The organism is Pseudoalteromonas sp. NZS100 (assembly GCF_015864815.1).
Lineage (GTDB): Bacteria > Pseudomonadota > Gammaproteobacteria > Enterobacterales > Alteromonadaceae > Pseudoalteromonas > Pseudoalteromonas distincta.
In genome coordinates this window covers 300491-318035 of record NZ_JADYWM010000003.1, presented here as the reverse complement: position 1 = coordinate 318035, position 17545 = coordinate 300491, and the positions used below count along the sequence as shown (strand labels likewise).

The 17545-nt window shown below is 38.5% G+C and carries 16 protein-coding genes and 1 pseudogene; 7 read left to right on the top strand and 10 right to left on the bottom strand.

The window, feature by feature from the left end:
• Positions 1 to 141: 141 nt before the first annotated feature.
• The 6 genes from I6E69_RS04885 to I6E69_RS04860 are packed head-to-tail and all read right to left on the bottom strand — an operon-like array spanning position 142 to position 5692.
• Positions 142 to 1428, bottom strand: coding sequence for a DUF4910 domain-containing protein (locus tag I6E69_RS04885; protein WP_197120758.1), 1287 nt, complete (start codon positions 1426 to 1428; stop codon positions 142 to 144).
• A gap of 15 nt (positions 1429 to 1443) precedes the next feature.
• Complete coding sequence (pseI, locus tag I6E69_RS04880) at positions 1444 to 2502, bottom strand: pseudaminic acid synthase (protein WP_197120757.1); 1059 nt, start codon at positions 2500 to 2502, stop codon at positions 1444 to 1446.
• The gene (locus tag I6E69_RS04875; RefSeq protein WP_197120756.1) at positions 2495 to 3145 is read right to left on the bottom strand and encodes a formyltransferase family protein; all 651 of its coding nucleotides are present in this window, start codon (positions 3143 to 3145) and stop codon (positions 2495 to 2497) included. The genes pseI and I6E69_RS04875 overlap by 8 nt, the downstream gene beginning before the upstream one ends.
• Positions 3139 to 4200 (bottom strand): UDP-2,4-diacetamido-2,4,6-trideoxy-beta-L-altropyranose hydrolase, encoded by a 1062-nt coding sequence (gene pseG, locus I6E69_RS04870; protein WP_197120755.1) that lies wholly within the window; start codon positions 4198 to 4200, stop codon positions 3139 to 3141. Before pseG ends, I6E69_RS04875 begins: the two co-directional genes overlap by 7 nt.
• Positions 4197 to 4880, bottom strand: a complete 684-nt coding sequence (gene pseF / locus I6E69_RS04865) for a pseudaminic acid cytidylyltransferase (RefSeq protein ID WP_197120754.1) — start codon at positions 4878 to 4880, stop codon at positions 4197 to 4199. The genes pseG and pseF overlap by 4 nt, the downstream gene beginning before the upstream one ends.
• 59 nt (positions 4881 to 4939) lie before the next feature.
• Positions 4940 to 5692 (bottom strand): phosphosulfolactate synthase, encoded by a 753-nt coding sequence (locus I6E69_RS04860; protein WP_197120753.1) that lies wholly within the window; start codon positions 5690 to 5692, stop codon positions 4940 to 4942.
• 149 nt (positions 5693 to 5841) lie between these two features.
• Between I6E69_RS04860 and I6E69_RS20605 the strand changes: the two genes are divergently transcribed.
• Genes I6E69_RS20605 through I6E69_RS04835 form a run of 5 tightly spaced genes read left to right on the top strand, consistent with a single transcriptional unit; the run spans position 5842 to position 10965 of the window.
• Complete coding sequence (locus I6E69_RS20605) at positions 5842 to 7491, top strand: L-aspartate oxidase (protein WP_197120752.1); 1650 nt, start codon at positions 5842 to 5844, stop codon at positions 7489 to 7491.
• On the top strand, positions 7481 to 7846 hold the full coding sequence (locus I6E69_RS04850) for a 2Fe-2S iron-sulfur cluster-binding protein (protein ID WP_197120751.1): 366 nt from the start codon (positions 7481 to 7483) through the stop codon (positions 7844 to 7846). The genes I6E69_RS20605 and I6E69_RS04850 overlap by 11 nt, the downstream gene beginning before the upstream one ends.
• Positions 7843 to 9345 carry an argininosuccinate lyase gene (gene argH / locus I6E69_RS04845; RefSeq protein ID WP_197120750.1) on the top strand — a complete coding sequence of 501 codons (1503 nt, stop codon included), beginning with the start codon at positions 7843 to 7845 and terminating at the stop codon, positions 9343 to 9345. The genes I6E69_RS04850 and argH overlap by 4 nt, the downstream gene beginning before the upstream one ends.
• Positions 9342 to 10736: a class I adenylate-forming enzyme family protein gene (locus tag I6E69_RS04840; protein WP_197120749.1), complete on the top strand. Its 1395-nt coding sequence runs from the start codon at positions 9342 to 9344 to the stop codon at positions 10734 to 10736. Before argH ends, I6E69_RS04840 begins: the two co-directional genes overlap by 4 nt.
• 1 nt (position 10737) lies before the next feature.
• Positions 10738 to 10965, top strand: a complete 228-nt coding sequence (locus I6E69_RS04835) for an acyl carrier protein (RefSeq protein WP_197120748.1) — start codon at positions 10738 to 10740, stop codon at positions 10963 to 10965.
• Between the two features lie 31 nt (positions 10966 to 10996).
• On the opposite strand, the gene I6E69_RS04830 is transcribed toward I6E69_RS04835, so the two are convergent.
• From I6E69_RS04830 to pseB, 3 genes are read right to left on the bottom strand one after another with little or no spacing between them, the layout of a single operon-like run.
• Positions 10997 to 11791, bottom strand: a complete 795-nt coding sequence (locus tag I6E69_RS04830; RefSeq protein WP_197120747.1) for an AAC(3) family N-acetyltransferase — start codon at positions 11789 to 11791, stop codon at positions 10997 to 10999.
• A 37-nt stretch (positions 11792 to 11828) separates the two neighbouring features.
• Positions 11829 to 12995: a UDP-4-amino-4,6-dideoxy-N-acetyl-beta-L-altrosamine transaminase gene (gene pseC, locus I6E69_RS04825; protein ID WP_197120772.1), complete on the bottom strand. Its 1167-nt coding sequence runs from the start codon at positions 12993 to 12995 to the stop codon at positions 11829 to 11831.
• Positions 12996 to 13015: 20 nt separating this feature from the next.
• Entirely contained in the window at positions 13016 to 14017 is a 1002-nt protein-coding gene (gene pseB, locus I6E69_RS04820) for a UDP-N-acetylglucosamine 4,6-dehydratase (inverting) (RefSeq protein WP_197120746.1), read from the bottom strand.
• 209 nt (positions 14018 to 14226) lie between these two features.
• Between pseB and I6E69_RS04815 the strand changes: the two are divergent.
• Positions 14227 to 15009: pseudogene (locus I6E69_RS04815) on the top strand (flagellin).
• 153 nt (positions 15010 to 15162) lie between these two features.
• The gene (locus I6E69_RS04810; RefSeq protein WP_197120745.1) at positions 15163 to 16599 is read left to right on the top strand and encodes a sigma-54-dependent Fis family transcriptional regulator; all 1437 of its coding nucleotides are present in this window, start codon (positions 15163 to 15165) and stop codon (positions 16597 to 16599) included.
• 307 nt (positions 16600 to 16906) lie between these two features.
• Here I6E69_RS04810 and I6E69_RS04805 read toward each other — a convergent pair whose 3' ends face one another.
• Positions 16907 to 17500, bottom strand: coding sequence for a DNA-3-methyladenine glycosylase I (locus I6E69_RS04805; protein ID WP_182721181.1), 594 nt, complete (start codon positions 17498 to 17500; stop codon positions 16907 to 16909).
• Positions 17501 to 17545 lie beyond the last annotated feature (45 nt).

Here is a 17545-nt window from a genome sequence, read left to right as displayed (position 1 = left end):
TAACGTTATGCGTTATTTTTATTGTAGTCAGTTATTTTCAAAATGTCTGATTAAAGTTTTAGGCTTAAAACCATAATCAGACTACAAAATTCATACATCTAAATAGTGCAATGTAATTTGCGAGTTAACATCGTGCCTCTACTAGTAAATACGCTCTACTAATCCATTTGAGGTAAGCACTTCAACAATAGGAATTAAACTTAACGCGCTTTCATTAATTTTCTCTGCGATATCAATTAAATCTTTTGTTCCGTCAGCGTAAGCAAGGAAGTTAGTCATTCTTCTAACATCACTATAATCTTGTTGCATATCACTTGTGCTTGGGTATAGCCCGCGTTTACCTAATTGTGGCTCACAAGGTGTAGTTACTTTATAGACCCAATTGAACTCAATCACTTTTATTGCAGTAAGTAATGCATCATATGCACCCTTTAACCCTAACGGAGTAATCAATGAAAGGTCATCTAGAGATGTATGGTACTCAGGAAATGTGCCATATTTTGAACGCATAATAGAGCATACAGGTAAATCTACCCCTGGTGAACAGAATTGCCTTTCGTCACTGCCCCTATCAAGGAAGCTGTATTTAGTGTATTTGTCTGTATGGTGCTTTAAAGTATGCATGGCAACTTTATCTGCTAGACTGTCTTCTTGGCGAGAGCTTAAATATGAATAGTCACGCTCATCACCAACACATGTAACAATAAAACCTGCGTGCAGGTGCTGTTTTAACCGAGCTAAGTGCTTATTAATATAAACAATAGAGCCGATAGTTTCAGGTAAAAACAAAATTCGATAAGTATATTCACGGTTATCCATATTTTTAATAGCTTCAGCTAAAGCTGTTGACACAACAGGTCCTGATAACTCGTTGTTAGCCATTGAAGGGTGGCATACATATGTCGATAATAAAACTTCCTTTTCACTTTTACCTGGAATAATGATTTCACCGTAATTTAAAAACCCGTCAAATAGAGACGATTTTATTACAACCTTATAATCACCTTTTGGTAATGTTTGACGTTGTTTATGCGATAAACAAAAGCCCCAATTTTCTTTATAATATGATGTTACATAGGGTATGGCATCAGGTAAAGAAGGAATACTATAAAGGTGTTTTTGTAGTTCATCTAATGGCATTACGGAATCTACTGGAACAGAATAACCCATCAGATGCAAATTACATGTCTGAAAATCACATATTCTGTTACCAGAAGGGTCGAGAATATATGCTTCTTCTATGTGCCATTCTTTTGGCACCGTCCAATCAAATGCTTGAGTACCTGAAGGTACTTGATGGACAGTTAGCTCTGGTATAATTGTTTTTATATAACTTAACGTTTCTCTTACCCCATTACCTGTGAGGCTTCTATTGATAGGGAACAGTGCTCTAGCACGTTCATACATTAACTCGCCAATATTCAACATAATTTGCTTTCTTTCTCAATTATTCTTGTTGATGAGCTCAAAGGACATAGGTGTGCCTGCTTTTATGTTTTCTACAGATTGGCATCCTATTATTTGATTGAGATATTTAGGCTGTAGCCCATAACCAGGCCTGATACTTTTTACGTTTTCAGGGGTGAATTTTTCACCTTCTGCTATGTCTTTTACCGCATAAAGTGAGCGCCTAAAAACCATATTTCCTTCTTCACTTTTTTTCCGTTGATAATTTACTTTTCCTACTGCTTGCCAGGCTATTTTACTGTCTGCGCATAGTTGAGTTAACTCAGGTTCTTCGAGTGAAAAACTGTCATCAGGGCCACCTCCATTTCTGTCTAATGTCACATGTTTTTCAATTATACAAGCGCCTAAGGCCACTGATGTAATTGCAGTTGTATTGTCTATAGTATGATCTGAAAGTCCAGTCAAAATACCAAAGTGCTTAGCCATATCAGGGATGGTAGCTAAGTTATAATCTTCAGCGGAAGCAGGATAGCCGCTTACGCAATGCAGTACAACCAATTCTCTACATCCTGCATTTTTTGCTGCTTCTACGGCTTCTTGTATTTCTTTTTTATTGGCCATACCTGTAGAAATAATCATTGGCTTGCCGGTTTTAGCAACGTATTCGATGAGGGGTAAATCAATGGCTTCAAATGAGGCTATTTTATAAGCGGGTGCACCGAGTTTTTCCAGCATGTCGACTGCTGTAAAGTCAAATGGCGAGCTAAAAATTGTGATGCCGAGTTCTTTGGCTTTTTCAAATAACGGTTTATGCCATTCCCAAGGCATATGTGCTTCGGTGTATAAATCGTATAGAGTGCGACCGTCCCATAAGCCACCTTTAATTTTAAATTCTGGCTTGTCACAATCTATAGTCAGTGTATCTTGCGTGTAAGTTTGAATTTTTATCGCATCAGCACCGCTACGCTTGGCCATTTCTAAAATTTGTAACGCTCTTTTCATATCACCGTTATGATTTGCAGATAACTCAGCGATAATATAGGGAGGGAACTGAGGGCCAATTTTTCTGCCTTCTATTGTAACGTATTTATTCATCTGAACATTTCTCTATTTTAACCTTATATTTACAGCCACGTATATTAAAAAAAGCTGGGAATCGATTTGGATCGCACACTCTTAGGAGATCAAACTGTGATTCAAGAGATTTTGAGATATCAAGCTCGCTGTCTTTTGCTGTGCGTTTTGGTAAATAATTGGCTGCACTATTATTTTGTGGTTTTGGTGTAACAGAATCAAGGTTTTTACATGCCCAAGAAATTAATTGAAGCTCGGCATCAAATAGTTTTTGATTAATCTCGTCATATAGTTCAGTACCATTTAATTTAATTTTTGTTTTTTTCCATACCAGGCCCGTATCGACCTTATCCTCAGCTTCTAGTAAAGATAGAGTAATATTATTTTCTCCGTTTAGGACTGACCAAACATGTGGGCTCCATCCTCTATTTTTAGGTAGGTCGCTTGCGTGTAATACTAAGCTGTGCTGAAACATGTTTCTGTGCGCTTTTGTGACTATTTCAGAGCAAGAAACTAAAAAAAGCAGATTCCCTCTATTGTTTATTTCAGCTAGACGCGTATGCAAGTTAATTGCATGGTAATGCTCGTTTTCTGCTTTCCACTTTTGAAGCCATCTAAATACAGGGTGATTTTCATCTGAGCAGATTAATGTAACTTTTAGCATGTTTGCAAGGCCTCTTTTATTGTTTGTGTAACCCTTTTTACGCCCATACCATCACATAGCGCAAAGTTTAGATTGCTGTAATATTGCCAATGCGTAACTAGGTGATCAATGCTGGCTAAGAGCTGATTGCCAATATCTTCTATGTTAATGATTTTAATAGCGCCAGCATTGACTAAGGCGTTGGCAATGTCATTTTGATTATCGGCTATGGGTACTAAAATTGATGGAATACCTAAGCAAGCTCGCTCCCAAGATGTAGAACCAGGGGCGCCTATCACAAGGCTGAATTGGCCCATGAAAATTGCCATATTATCAACAAACTCAATATGTTTAACCCAAGTAGAGTGATTTTTAGCAAACTCTTTTATAGCTGGATAATTGGGCGCTCGCTGACTTAGAAGTACTGTGGTCGGGCGTGGTTGTTGTACAGTTGCTAATGTTTGTAGCACTTTTAATGTGGCATTAGGCTTATCAACTCCTCCCATCGTTAGTAATATATTATGGGCGTTCGGATTAGAGTGTTGCAGTTGTCTCTGCTTTATAAACTCTGGATTTAATAATGCGTATTCAGTTCCTGTAAGCGCTTTACAAGGAAATGTTTTCTCATAATTACTAGGTTGCCTGTTAAGTGTTTGATCAACGATGATATGAGCGCGGTGCTCTCTCACAAGATCATCGATTACCGTTAGTATACAGTTCAATTTACTTTTAATGGTTTCATGCCAGATTATGCCTATTCCATAATGGTCAACAATAACTAAATCTGCATACTTTACTCTATTTATAAAATCAAGACTGTCTTGCTCTTCACTAACTTGCAACCAAGCAGCATAATCGCTTGAATGATTGGGAATGGACCACTCGTAGGGCTTTTGTAGTGCGATTAATTCAAAACCTCGCCTACTAATTAAAGTATTTAAGTCTGCTTTTTGTGCTCGTGTTGCAAATAATACATCATACCCTATATGCTTTAACTCTTGAGCAAGTACTAGACAACGCATAACGTGTCCACTTCCTATGTGTATTGAAGCATCCACACGAAACACTACTCTCATTTTAGCACCTTAAATAGTGCTTCTGCTAGTTCCCAGTCTTCTTGGGTATCTATATCTTGTACGTATTTTCTGGGTAGTAAAACAGCTTTAGACCTCGATGAAAAAAAAGATTTGCGATTTATGAATGCCTCAGAAGTTCCCCAATAAAACTGCCCCGCATCGTGATATGCTTCAATTAGATCTTGTGAGCGATGATTTAAATACTCTGGCTGAAACATTTCAATGGTGCCTTGTGTTGTTATTTTTATTGCTCTTTGAATAGGAAAAGCAAAGCTCGTTGCACTAAATACGTAATCAAATTCTTCAGATTTAATTAAAGTAAAACCTTCCTGCAAGTATTGAGGGCTGATGAACGGTGCTGTTGCATAAAGACAGCAAACAAACTTTACGCAAAGCTGCTGTTTCTCACACCAATCAATTGCATGCTTCATCACATCTAGAGTAGTTGCAAAGTCATCAGATAAATTATCAGGCCTTAAAAAAGGTACTTCTGCGCCTAATTTTCTTGAAATATCTGCAATCTCAGAGTCATCAGTTGATACAATAACTCTATCGAAGCAGCCACTTTGAATAGCAGCTTCAATTGAGTAAGCAATTATTGGCTTGCCATGGAAAGTTTTGATGTTTTTCCGAGGAATTCGTTTGCTCCCTCCTCGGGCTGGTAATATTGCAATATTCATTTTTCTGCCAGATAATATTTTTAGGTTATGAATAATCAGTAAAATTATAGAGTGTAATACTAGATTTTATGGATGGTGGAAAGAGTATCCGCCCTAATACCTAATCTTAACGTTTCTAGTGAGATCACATCATCGTATAATATATTTCCCATGTTAACATCTGGGCCATATTGTTTAATCAAAAAAACTTGATGCGCTTTTTTAGGGGCTTCAAATATAAGCTTATCTATATCAACACCAGACTCCATGACTTCTTCGACTAAACCCATCCGTATTTCGCCATCACCACGGTACAAGCCAGCAGTTCCACTTTCTCGACCTTCGAGAATAATGCCTTGTGCCCCTGCATTTAATTCACTTTTGATCTGTCCGACCCATTTCGATGGTGAAACGATCACTTTATCGTCTTTACTGCCTACTTCTGAAAGCACAGTAAATTCTTTAGCAAAGCGACTGATGATTTCATTCTTTTCATTTTGAGGGATGGTAATAGTCCCATCAGATATTTCGATTAAAGTGAGTTCGTTTGATTTTAAGAATTCGATATATTCATCTATTTTTTTTGTTAGGTAGCAATATTCAAATAATGTGCCCCCTAAGCATGGCTCTATATCAAATGATTTTATTAAGTCTATTTTTGCTTTTAAATTTGGGGTAACTAAAGACGTACCCCAACCCAATTTTATAACATCTATAAAATCAGAACTGGTCTCTAATTGCATTTGGAGCTGTTTGAGACCTAAGCCTCTATCTAAAATATTAGTGCGTCCTATTTTGCGGGGTTTCCCTAAACGCTGTTCTATAAGAGCCATTTGTATTAATCCTTATTTTATTAGTGTCGTTAAACTAAGCATGAATTATGCCTAAATTACTATGTTAGTTTAGTTTAGTTTAATTCATAATAGATTTAATTAAATTATTTTTAGTATCATAATACTTAAAATCTCAGCAGGGGCTTAAAGTGATTAATTGCAAAGCATTAGAAAGTGATATTTTAGTGATCGGTGCAGGTATCGCAGGTTGCTGTGCTGCTCTTGAAGCTGGCTTAGCTGGGAAAAAAGTCACTTTAATCTCTAAAATACCGCCCTTACATGCACACTCTGTTAGCGCTCGAGGAGGCATAAATGTCTCAATTAATGAGTCTGATGCTGCTGCACACATCAAGGATACTCTCGAAGCGGGTGATGGTATAGGCAATAAAGATGCTATAAAAATGATGTGTGAAAATGCCCCCACACACCTTTTATGGCTTGAAAAACTAGGTGTACATTTTTCTAAAAATGATAGCGGCACTTATCAAAATAAAGCATTTGGTGGTTCAAAAATAGCGCGAGCTTGTTTTAGCAAAGACCGTACTGGTTTAGCTATTATGATTACCCTAATAAAGCAGATTAAGAAAAACCCCAATATTACTTTGCTTGATCAAATGATGGCTGTTAAATTATTACGCTATGAGCGACAGATTCTTGGCGCTCAAGTATTCCACTTAAGAGATACGCGTTGCTACAAGTTCCTTGCTAATGCAGTCATTCTAGCAACGGGGGGCGGTCTTAATGTTTATCAGCAGAATACCAATGCAGTTTCAACAACTGGTGATGGTTTAGCGCTTGCAATTGAAGTCGGTGCTGCGCTGCGGGATATGGAGTTTGTACAATTCCACCCACTAGGATTAAGAAAAACAGGGATTCAAATCCCTGAACCGGTCTTGGCTGCAGGAGGACGAATCTTAGATGCCAGTGGTGCGCGTTTGCTAGAACGCTTTTATCCCGATAAGTTAGAGTTGGCGGGGCGAGATAAAGTATCAATTGCAATTGCTAAAGAGTTGATTAAAAACCCACAAAATGAACTTTTCTTAGATTTAAGCAATGTACCAAAAGATAAAGAGTATGCGATTAAAGAAGCTGAGAAAATCGCAGAAACATTTCTCAATGTAGATATTAAACAGCATAAAGTCAGTATCGCACCCTCAGCACATTACTTGATGGGAGGCGTAAGTAGTGACATAGAATGCCACGCACTTGATCATCAGTATGGTATTGTTAATGGCTTATACGTGGCAGGAGAAGCGGCTTGTAATGGGGTTCACGGCGCAAATAGGATGGGTGGTAACTCATTATTAGAAGTTGTGGTGTTTGGACGAAAAGCGGGACGAAATGCGGCAAAGTATTCTGCGAACAAACCTGTTATAAGCGAAAAAACGACTCTGCTTGACATACCTTTTGGTAAAAATAATCTAGATATTGGGGAAATTACTCAGCGGCTTAAAAGCTCAATGTCAAAAAATGCAGCCGTTATACGTTGTGCAAAAAGCTTAGACGACCAGATAGCGATTATTGAGCAATTAAAAATGATGCTGTGTGAGTATAAAATTAATGATTCGAGCCTGCGCTACAATCCGCAAATTAAGCAGTATTTTGAACTGAAAAGCTTGCTCACTATTTCATCCGCCATATGTTATGCCGCCAAACAGCGCCAGGAATCTAGGGGAGCTCATTATCGTACTGATTTTGAGAATTCAAGGGATTATGCGGGGGTCAATAGTGTTGTATATAAAAACGATAATGGGCTTTTACAAAGTGGTTTAGTGAAGGAGAAACTCGGTGAAGAATGAAATAAAACTTAAAATTTATCGTGTAAATACAGAGCTTAGCCATTCCTCACATTGGAATGAATTTACCCTAGAATACGATGCAGAGTCTGTATTGCTGGACTTATTATTAAAGATATTTAACGAGCAAGATAATACGCTAGCCTTTGACAAAAATTGTCGGATCGGTTTATGCAGTAGTTGCCGTGTTAAAGTTAATGAGAAAATTATATTGGCATGCAGCGAAAATGTAGCTCAGTTTGTTGCTGAGCTAGGTGATGTTATTGAGGTATCTCCTTATAATACGTTAAAAGCAGTGCGAGATTTAGTGGTCGATCCTCAGTTTGAAAGCTGTACAAGAATAAAGGTAACGTTATGAGTAATGGGTTTTTAGGTGCAAATTCCCGCTTTAAGCAAGGACCAGATAAGCGATTAGTCGATAGTGCGTTTAGCTATGAACTAGAATGCAGTAAATATATGATGCAAGGGCTTAGTTTCGCAGATTTAAGCCATGTAATGACGTTGCATCACAGCGGAGTATTATCAGATGACAATACAAAGTTATTGTTAAAAGGTTTACTTGAAGTCCATGCTCAAGGGGAGCAAGCCATTGCGTTAGATCCAGAAGTAGGTGATAGCTATAATAATCGTGACCGCTATCTTCAGAAACAACTAGGGAAGGTAAGTGGTTACATACATATCGGCCGAGCACGAAGAGAAGCAAGCACAATTGCGTGGCAATTGGTGTGTAAAGAGAAGCTAATTGAGCTGCATAAATACGTTATTCAATTAGGAAACGTATTTAATAATGTAATCGGCGAACATTTAGATACTTATATGGCCGACTTTACTTATCTGCAACACGCTCAGCCAACAACTCTTGGACATTACTTGCAAGGCTTTCAAATGCCGTTAATGCGGGATTTAGACCGAATTGAGCGAGCTATAAATAGGGTAAACCAATCCCCGGCATGCTCAGGCAGCGTTAATGGATCGCAAATCCCAATGAATAGGCATTTTATTGCTGATTTACTCGAATTTGAAGGCGTTATGACTCATACACGTGATGCTATGTGGGCACCAGACATTTGTTTAGACATAATGCTAGGGTTGTCTTCAATTATGACCAGCTTAAATCGCATTAGTGAGGAATTTATTATTTGGAATAGTGCTGAATTTTCTTATTTAGAACTTGCCGATGGTTTCACCCGCACAAGCGTCATAATGCCGCAAAAGAAGAACCCTTATGGATTAGCATTTATTCGAGGTCAGGCTCGATCATTTAATGGCGTGATGAGTGCGGTTCTATCGACTAATCAAACAATAAGTGGTCAGCCTGATAATCGATTATATGCATATGGTGAAATTCCAAGATCAATTGATTATGCTATTCAGTGTGTCGATCTATTTGCTGGAATATTAGAGACTGCTACCTTTAATAAAAAACGGCTAGCGGAAGCCGCTAATGACCCCTTTATTGTAGCAACTGACCTATGTGATATGTTGGTTAAGCACTCTGATATCGATAATCGCAGTGCTCATAAGGTGGTAGGGCGTGCCGTAAGAAACGCGTATGAATCGGGGGATTATGGATTCTCGATTGAGTCTATTAAACAAGCCGCCAGTCAATTAGAGATTGAACTTCCCGCTATTCCTGTTGATGTATTTGAAGCCAATTTCGATATCGCTTCACTTATGTCCTTACGTGAAGGGCTCGGGAGTGCGAATCCTGAACAAGTAAAAATGACTATTAAACAAAATGAACAGTCCTTAGAGCATGCTGAAAGTGTTCAACAAAAGTATCAAATAGGTGGTTTTGAAAAGCGCGTACTCACTAAAACTGAAGACTATCTGAAGAGGTTAGAGGGCGAAAAATGAAGAAAAGTATCTATTCTCTTATAGCTAAAAATAAACGCGTAAAAGCGGCGGTCATTTTTGGTGAACAAACGCTTAGTTATACTGAATTACACCGTCAAATATCTTACTTTTCAAGTTATTTACTTGAGCAAAAGCTTGTTGCTGGGCAACGTGTTGCCGTGGCTAACTTTACACCTTTAGAGCTGCTTATAGCCTATTATGGTGCTGCGAAATGTGGCATAAGTGTTGTCCCTATCCCTTTCTCAGATGAACAGCGTCAGCGTGGAGCACTTGAAACGAGTGAAGCTGTACTATTTTTAGATAGCTTTGTGAATGAGCAAACTCAAGTTGAAAGCGATGTGGTAGCTGAAGAGGCGATGGTTATATTTACCTCCGGGACCACGTCTACAAAATTAAAGGGTGTACGTTTAGCGAATCAAGGCATTAATGATATCTGTCAGTTTATGAATCATGAAATGCAGGTTGATGAGCAGATAATTGAGTTAGTCTTTGCTTCAATAGATCATGCCTTTGGATTTGGTCGTTGTCATAGTGTGTTGATGGCTGGTGGCACGGTCGTTTTACCAACTTACTTGAGCAGCCCACTTTCGATTGTGTCTCTCGTAAAGCAGCATCATTGTAATGCATTATCGACAGCCCCTTCATTGTTAGCTGCTTTATTACAAGTGGCAAGTGATGAACTACTAGTCATAAACCAGCAGCTTAAGTGGTTACAAACAGGCGCTATGCGTTTTGATGGTTTCTTTAGAAGCCAGCTTTGTGGCATGCTACCTAACACGCGTATATTTCTTCATTATGGTTTAAGTGAAGCTATGCGGGTTACGTTTTTTGAATTAAACAAACATTTAGATAAAGCAATGACCGAAGGGCCTGCATCTGCGTGTTCTGAAATTAAAATTATTAATGAGCAGGGGCAGGCTTTACCCTCGTTTGAAAGTGGTAAAATTGCTATAAAAGGCAGCAATCTGTGTTTAGGATATTTAGATAATGCTTTATGGGAACAGCAATTAAGTGACGGGTGGTTTATTACCTCAGATATAGGGTATTTAGATGAGCAGGGGTTCTTAGTTTTTGCAGGTAGAAGTGATGATGTAATAAACTATAATGGTGTATTGGTTCACCCTGATGAGATAGAATCAAAACTCGTCGAACTTATTTCTGACAATGCTTTTAGTGTATTTGGAATGAAAGATCCAAAGAAAATGAAAGATAGTATTATTGTTTTGTGTATCGAAGGAGAGACCAGTATAACAATTAAAGAAGTAAACCAATTTCTCGGCAAGACAGACACAAACTTTAGACCCAGTCAAATTATTAAAGTGGCTGAGTTGCCTCGAACTCGTTCAGGTAAAGTAAGCAGAGCATTATTGAAAAAAAGTATAAGTGAATAATATGAATATGAAGCAAGTTGTAACTAAATTAATTAATAAACAAAACCCATCAGTTGAACTTAATACTAATGAGGACTATCAATCAAGTTTTGCTGAGTTAGGCCTTGATTCAATTGATGTGATGACCATAGTGTTAATGATTAAAAAGGAATTGGGCATTAATATAAGTGATGATGCATTAGCGCAGTTAGACTCTATCGAAGCACTGATACAATATTTAGAAAAGTAACCGCACCACAATATCAAGGCCTATACTAAGCTCACTTTTGATAAGGCCTTAATGAAGGTGGGTGTTCAAGCCAGCAATAAATATCTTCACACATTAAAAGCGTTGTTGCTTTGTAAAAGCTTTGCATATCAAACCCCCATAGCATGCCATTTGCTAAGGTCATTGAATTTAGCGAAAATGACTTTTCGAAATGCTCAAATATTTTAGTGTTTTTATCTCGTTTTATACCGGCACCTTGATACGTTACTAGGTGATAAAAGGGTTCCACTTTTATCACACCTTCTCTTTCTATTGGGTGTAAAAACTCTTTGCTGTATCGGTACGGAACATTCATATCCGATTCGCATTGATGGACAAGGCTAACAATTTGTTTGGGGTGAATCCCAATAGAAATAAATAACGTGTTAAGTTCGAGCATCCTCGCAAAAGGAGTGTGTTGGCCATAGCTATGATTCGATGTGTTTTGACAAATATACTCGGCATATTTTCCGATGGCGGCCCTTGAAGAAAAAGGGTGCATCTGCCTAATACAGCCAGCTTTAGTGCGAACATATTCACTAAACGCTCCGGTTTCTGAACGTGTTTTTTCTAAGCTGAAAGGTTTGTCAGTATTACAGAGTGAAAAACTATGAGTGGGTACTATAAGGGTGCCTTCTTCAGTGATAATGTCGAAGATTGCTTTAAAGTGCATGCCCAGCAGTTCTGTTTTGCTTATTTCGAGTGAAATTCCGAGTATAGTTAAATCACCGGTAATATAAACACACATGCCTTTTTTTAAGCCTACATTCTTATAGGCTTCAACGAGTGAGTGGTAAGAATAATTCATTTAAATTAGCTCAACCTTTTCATGGTACATCATTCATTTATTTTTTCAGCGAAAGGGTGAGCGCAGTTAACATATCTATAATGTAATGCTGTTCTTTCTCAGTCAGAGCCGGGTGAAGAGGCAGTGTGATTGCACTCTCGTAGTAAGCCATCGCGTTCGGGAAATCCTGCGCTTTAAATCCAAGGTTTTTATAAAAAGGCTGTATATGTATAGGAATATAATGCAGGTGCGCAACAATACCGCTGTATCTCATGCTACTTATGATTTCTTTTTGTTTTTTACAAAGCCCCCCCTCTAATCGGATAATATAAAGGTGATAGCTAGAATAACTATCGGCAGACTGTTGTAAGTGTTTTACATTGGAATTTACAAGAGATGAATTGTACGTTTTTGCTATTTTATTTCGTGTTTCTACGAAGCTATCTAGCTGACTCAGCTGACTTAGCCCGAGAGCAGCTTGCATGTCAGTCATTCTATAATTAAAACCAAGCTCTAACTGTTGATAATACCAAGGACCATGACTTGGCTCAGTCATTTCTTCAGGATGATTAGTAATGCCATGACTGCGTAAGCGCTTCATTCTTTTATCAAGCTCTGCACTGTTCGTTACAGCCATGCCACCTTCAGCTGAAGTGATGATTTTGACGGGATGAAAGCTAAAAACGGTTATATCTGAGTATTCACAGCTACCAATTGGCTTGTCTTTATATTTGGCGCCGATAGCATGAGAGGCATCTTCTATTACTTTGAAATTGTACCGTTTGGCAAGCTTCGCAATGATCTGCATATCACATGATTGCCCTGCTAAATGGATTGGGATCACAGCCTTGGGGAGTCGATTGTTTTGTTTGGCAATTGCTAGTTTTTCTTGAAGGGCTGCAACAGACATATTGCCTGTTTCAAGCTCAATATCAACAAAGTCTACTTCTGCTCCACAATAAAGTGCGCAATTACTGGACGCGACAAATGAGATTGGCGAGGTCCATACAATATCACCTTCACCAACACCTAAAGCAAGACAAGCAATATGCAAGGCTGAAGTGGCACTGTTAGCCGCACAAGCATAGTGAGCACCACAATACTCAGCAATTGCATTTTCAAATGCCGGTACAGCAGGACCTTGTGTTAACCAATCAGATTTTAATACATCAATTACGGCATTAATGTCATCTTGTGAAATATTTTGCCTACCGTAGGGAATTATTTTGTTTGCCATAATAAACTTTATAAAAGCGCTTGGACATTGAAGTGTTTAATTTCTTCAATGCTCATATAGTCCGAGTTATCTAGTGAGTTATATTCAAAACCCTGAGCAACTTTTTTACCCTTTTCACCCAATGCATTTACTGTAAAGTCATTACTGCGGCTACTAAATCTAATTCCTGGAGCGATGACATAGTGGTCTTGATATTCATATGTTTCGAAGCATAAATCTTGTGGGCACATCACTTCATGCAGTTTTTCACCCGGACGAATGCCTATTACCTTAATGGGTAAATCAGGGGCCATTGCTTTTGCTAAGTCAGTGATGCGAATCGATGGAATCTTTGGCACAAAAATTTCGCCACCAAGCATACGCTCGAAATTGGTCAATACAAAGTCGACACCTTGCTGAAGGTTGATCCAAAAACGTGTCATCTCTTCATGAGTAATTGGAATATGGTCGCGACCTTCATCAATAAACTTTTGAAAAATGGGCACTACAGAGCCTCGCGAACAAACCACATTGCCGTAACGCACAACTGAAAATGTGGTGCGGTTGCCGCCAGCAATATTATTAGCGGCTACAAAAAGCTTATCTGACGCCAATTTAGTGGCGCCATATAAGTTAATAGGGTTGGCCGCTTTGTCAGTTGAAAGCGCAATGACTTTTTCAACATTGTTGTCCAGTGCTGCATCAATCACGTTTTCAGCACCATTTATATTAGTTTTGATACATTCCATTGGATTGTATTCAGCCGCAGGGACTTGCTTTAAAGCAGCTGCATGAATTACATAGTTGACCCCACGCATTGCACGGCGTAAACGGTCTTTATCGCGTACATCACCGATAAAATAGCGCATACATGGTTGATCAAAGTCTTGCTGCATTTCAAATTGTTTCAGCTCATCACGAGAGAAAATAATTATTTTTTTTGGTTTGTATCGTTCAAGTAACGTTTTTACGTATTTTTTACCGAATGATCCGGTACCACCGGTAATTAAAATTGTTTTGTTATCGAACATAATGTTACCCAAGTTATTTATCATTGGCGTAGTTATAGTAAAAATTAAATACGCAAAAAGTGAAATTTAATACACTGCTCAGTACTTTACCTATTAACAGAGTAGGTTTGCAAGCACGATGCCAAGTTAATTTAGTTTAAACATGGTACAAAGTACAAAATTTGGCAAATTAAGCTATAATTCAACCATTCAGTGTGTCGGAGCCTGTTATGAAAATTCAATCACCAGCTGCTAATTTTTTTAATAATACGCAGCAAACAGGAAATAATTTTTAGAGCAACTTGCTACGGGTAAAAAAGTAAACTCAGCGGCTGATGATGCCGCAGCTTTGCAAATCATCGATCGATTAACATCGTAACAAGATGGTTATGGGCAAGCTGTTCGCAATGCTTACGACGGTATCTCTTATTCGCAAGTGACTGAGTCAAGTTTATCTGGGGTTAATGATGCTGTGTCACGCATTTGCGAACTGTCAACTCAAGTAGGTAACGGGACCCTTAACGATATACCGAGCTGCATTACAAGAAGAAGTGGGGCAGTTACAAAGTCAAATCACTGAGACGTTTGAAAATGCTGCTTTTGGCGGTAAACCATTGTTTGACGGTCAGTCAGTGTCGTTTCAAGTGGGGCCTGATGCCAATACAACACAAAAAACTACACCTTCCGACGGTAGCTTTGCTGCTGTGATTGCAACGATTGATATTTCAACTCAAGCAGGTATACAAGCTGCCATTGATATTAGTGATCAAGCGAGCGACGAAATTAATGCTCAGCGTGTTGAACTTGGAGCTTTTCAAAATACCTTAGCGAGCACTATTAAAGGGCTAGGTACACAGTTGGAAAATATTGCTGCAAGTAAAAGTCGAATTCAAGATACCAATTATGCGCAAGCAATTTCACAACAAGTCTCAAACGATATTTTGACGAATGCATCTATTGCTCTTCGTGGACAAGCTAATCAATCTGCTGAGTCTATTTTGAGTTTATTCTAAATTAATAATTAAGTATTAAGTATTATTAAGTTAACCAATCCGTCTGTTTTTTGGCGTTTATGTCAAAAAACTGCCGGTATCACTTGCATCCATGCTGAACTGGCTTACAATTTAACTAATTATACAAATTAGTGAAAGTACGGCTCGCTAAATATGATCTTGATTTTAGATAATAATAACAACCGCGCAATAGGATTAAATGCTTCACTTGGCTTTATTGGTGAAGCTGTACAACTATTAAGCGAAGACTGCTTTGAACAAGAATGCAAAAAATATCAGCAGCAAGAATGCATGATTATTTTAGGAGCGTTGCAATCACTGGACCACGAAAGCTTAATTAAACGCTATCCAACATTACCGTTTTTATTAATTGGCGAAACGCTAAAACCACTATTAAGTATCGCTAATGTGGTGGGGCTTATTTGCGAGCCATTTAATCACGAAGTGACAACGCAGTTACTTCACGATTGCCAGCAGTATCAGCGCATGTTGCCAAATGAGCATAGGCATTCTAAACCACATAAAATTTTTGATGGACTTGTTGGTGAAACAGAGGCCGTAAAAGATGTTCGCTTTTTAATTGAACAAGTGGCAAAAACCGATGCTAATGTTTTAATTTTAGGCGAATCAGGCACTGGTAAAGAAGTGGTTGCCCGTAATGTACACCTGCTTTCAAAGCGCATTAATGGACCGTTTGTACCTGTAAACTGTGGTGCTATTCCTGCAGAGCTGCTCGAAAGTGAACTATTTGGCCACGAAAAAGGCGCGTTTACTGGTGCTATATCGGCTCGTAAAGGGCGCTTTGAACTAGCTCAAGGTGGGACGCTATTTTTAGATGAAATAGGCGATATGCCACTGCAAATGCAAGTTAAGTTGCTGCGAGTATTGCAAGAACGCAGCTATGAACGTGTTGGTGGTACAAAGGCAATCCAAGCTGATGTACGCGTTATTGCTGCCACGCATCGTAATCTTGAAACAATGATTGAAGAGGGTAGTTTTAGGGAAGATTTATATTACCGTTTAAATGTATTCCCTATCGAAAACCCATCGCTGAGTGAACGAGCTGATGATATTCCGCTGCTTTTAAAAGAGTTAATGCGCCGTGTTAACGACCAGACTGGTTCTACCGCTAAGTTTACAGAGCGCGCAGTTGAGAGCTTAAAAGAACATGCTTGGCCTGGTAATATTCGTGAGCTTGCTAATTTGGTGGAGCGTATGGTTATTATGTTCCCTGACAAAGTGGTCGATATTCCTGATTTACCTAACAAATATCGTTACATTGAAGTTGAAGCCTACGAGCCAGAATACCCTGAAGAGTTAATGGAAAAAGACGCCTTTAACGACATATTTAGTACAGGCTTTAGTGATTACGAAAGTGAGCCAGACGCTGAGTTTAGCCAAACGGGTAGTGGGCTATTACCTGATGATGGTATTGAACTTAAAGATTATTTAGCCGAGCTCGAAATTAGCTTAATAACCCAAGCGTTAGAGCGCTATGATTACGTTGTAGCTCGCGCTGCAGAGATATTAGGGGTTCGCAGAACAACACTCGTTGAGAAAATGAAAAAGTATAATCTTTCACGAGATTAGAAGTACGAAAATGGTGAAATACTTTTCGTTATTTATTATTCATTTGTGATCAATCACTTTACGGGCTTTGCCCGTCACGCAAGCAAGCTTGGCGTCTACAAGATAAACACAAACTTAAACCTTGGCGGTGGACGCTGAGCTTGCTCGCGTGAAAAGCGAAGCTTTTAATCACTTAAATAAAACGTTATTTCACAAAGAGAAAAACGAAGGTAAATGAGAAACCATAGTCAACTTACGCTTTACTTCTCTAAAGCGCAGCGTCTCTTAACCTCTTTGTGAACTAATCACTTTTATGGTTATAAATCACTTACTCACTAAAAGTCTTAATAATTTCTTCTTTCCTAAAACAATCATTACTGTGATCGTTAACCATACCGCAGGCCTGCATATGCGCATATACCGTTGTTGGGCCTAAAAACTTAAAACCCCGTTTTTTTAAATCTTTAGCAAATGCAGTTGATGCCTCTGTAATTGCTGGGTAGTCCTCAGCGTTATTTAAATTACTTATAATCGGTTTATTATCGACAAACTGCCATTGGTAGTTACTAAAACTTCCAAATTCTTTTTGTATTTCTATAAAGCACTTTGCGTTGTTAACAGTTGCCGCAATTTTTAATCGGTTGCGCACAATACCCTCATCAAGCATTAGTCTCTCAACGTCATCTTGTGTGAATTGTGCCACTTTATCTACATCAAAATTAGCAAATGCTTTTTTGTAACCGCTTCGCTTTTTTAAAATTGTGTACCAGCTTAAGCCGGCTTGCGCTGATTCAAGAGTGATAAATTCAAACAGCTTTGTATCATCATAAAGAGGGACGCCCCATTCTTCATCATGGTAAATAACGTAGTCGGGTTTAGTGGTGTCGAGCCACGGGCAACGGCACTTTTTTTGCTCACTCATTATTATTCCTTTTTGTGTGCGTCATTTTTATGTCGCTCAAATTAT

What these genes read in the sequence shown, in the direction of transcription:
- I6E69_RS04885 (WP_197120758.1), bottom strand. Translation starts at nt 1,428, where the DNA reads ATGTTGAATATTGGCGAGTTAATGTATGAACGTGCTAGAGCACTGTTC.
- pseI (WP_197120757.1), bottom strand. Translation starts at nt 2,502, where the DNA reads ATGAATAAATACGTTACAATAGAAGGCAGAAAAATTGGCCCTCAGTTC.
- I6E69_RS04875 (WP_197120756.1), bottom strand. Translation starts at nt 3,145, where the DNA reads ATGCTAAAAGTTACATTAATCTGCTCAGATGAAAATCACCCTGTATTT.
- pseG (WP_197120755.1), bottom strand. Translation starts at nt 4,200, where the DNA reads ATGAGAGTAGTGTTTCGTGTGGATGCTTCAATACACATAGGAAGTGGA.
- pseF (WP_197120754.1), bottom strand. Translation starts at nt 4,880, where the DNA reads ATGAATATTGCAATATTACCAGCCCGAGGAGGGAGCAAACGAATTCCT.
- I6E69_RS04860 (WP_197120753.1), bottom strand. Translation starts at nt 5,692, where the DNA reads ATGGCTCTTATAGAACAGCGTTTAGGGAAACCCCGCAAAATAGGACGC.
- argH (WP_197120750.1), top strand. Translation starts at nt 7,843, where the DNA reads ATGAGTAATGGGTTTTTAGGTGCAAATTCCCGCTTTAAGCAAGGACCA.
- I6E69_RS04840 (WP_197120749.1), top strand. Translation starts at nt 9,342, where the DNA reads ATGAAGAAAAGTATCTATTCTCTTATAGCTAAAAATAAACGCGTAAAA.
- I6E69_RS04835 (WP_197120748.1), top strand. Translation starts at nt 10,738, where the DNA reads ATGAATATGAAGCAAGTTGTAACTAAATTAATTAATAAACAAAACCCA.
- I6E69_RS04830 (WP_197120747.1), bottom strand. Translation starts at nt 11,791, where the DNA reads ATGAATTATTCTTACCACTCACTCGTTGAAGCCTATAAGAATGTAGGC.
- pseB (WP_197120746.1), bottom strand. Translation starts at nt 14,017, where the DNA reads ATGTTCGATAACAAAACAATTTTAATTACCGGTGGTACCGGATCATTC.
- I6E69_RS04810 (WP_197120745.1), top strand. Translation starts at nt 15,163, where the DNA reads ATGATCTTGATTTTAGATAATAATAACAACCGCGCAATAGGATTAAAT.
- I6E69_RS04805 (WP_182721181.1), bottom strand. Translation starts at nt 17,500, where the DNA reads ATGAGTGAGCAAAAAAAGTGCCGTTGCCCGTGGCTCGACACCACTAAA.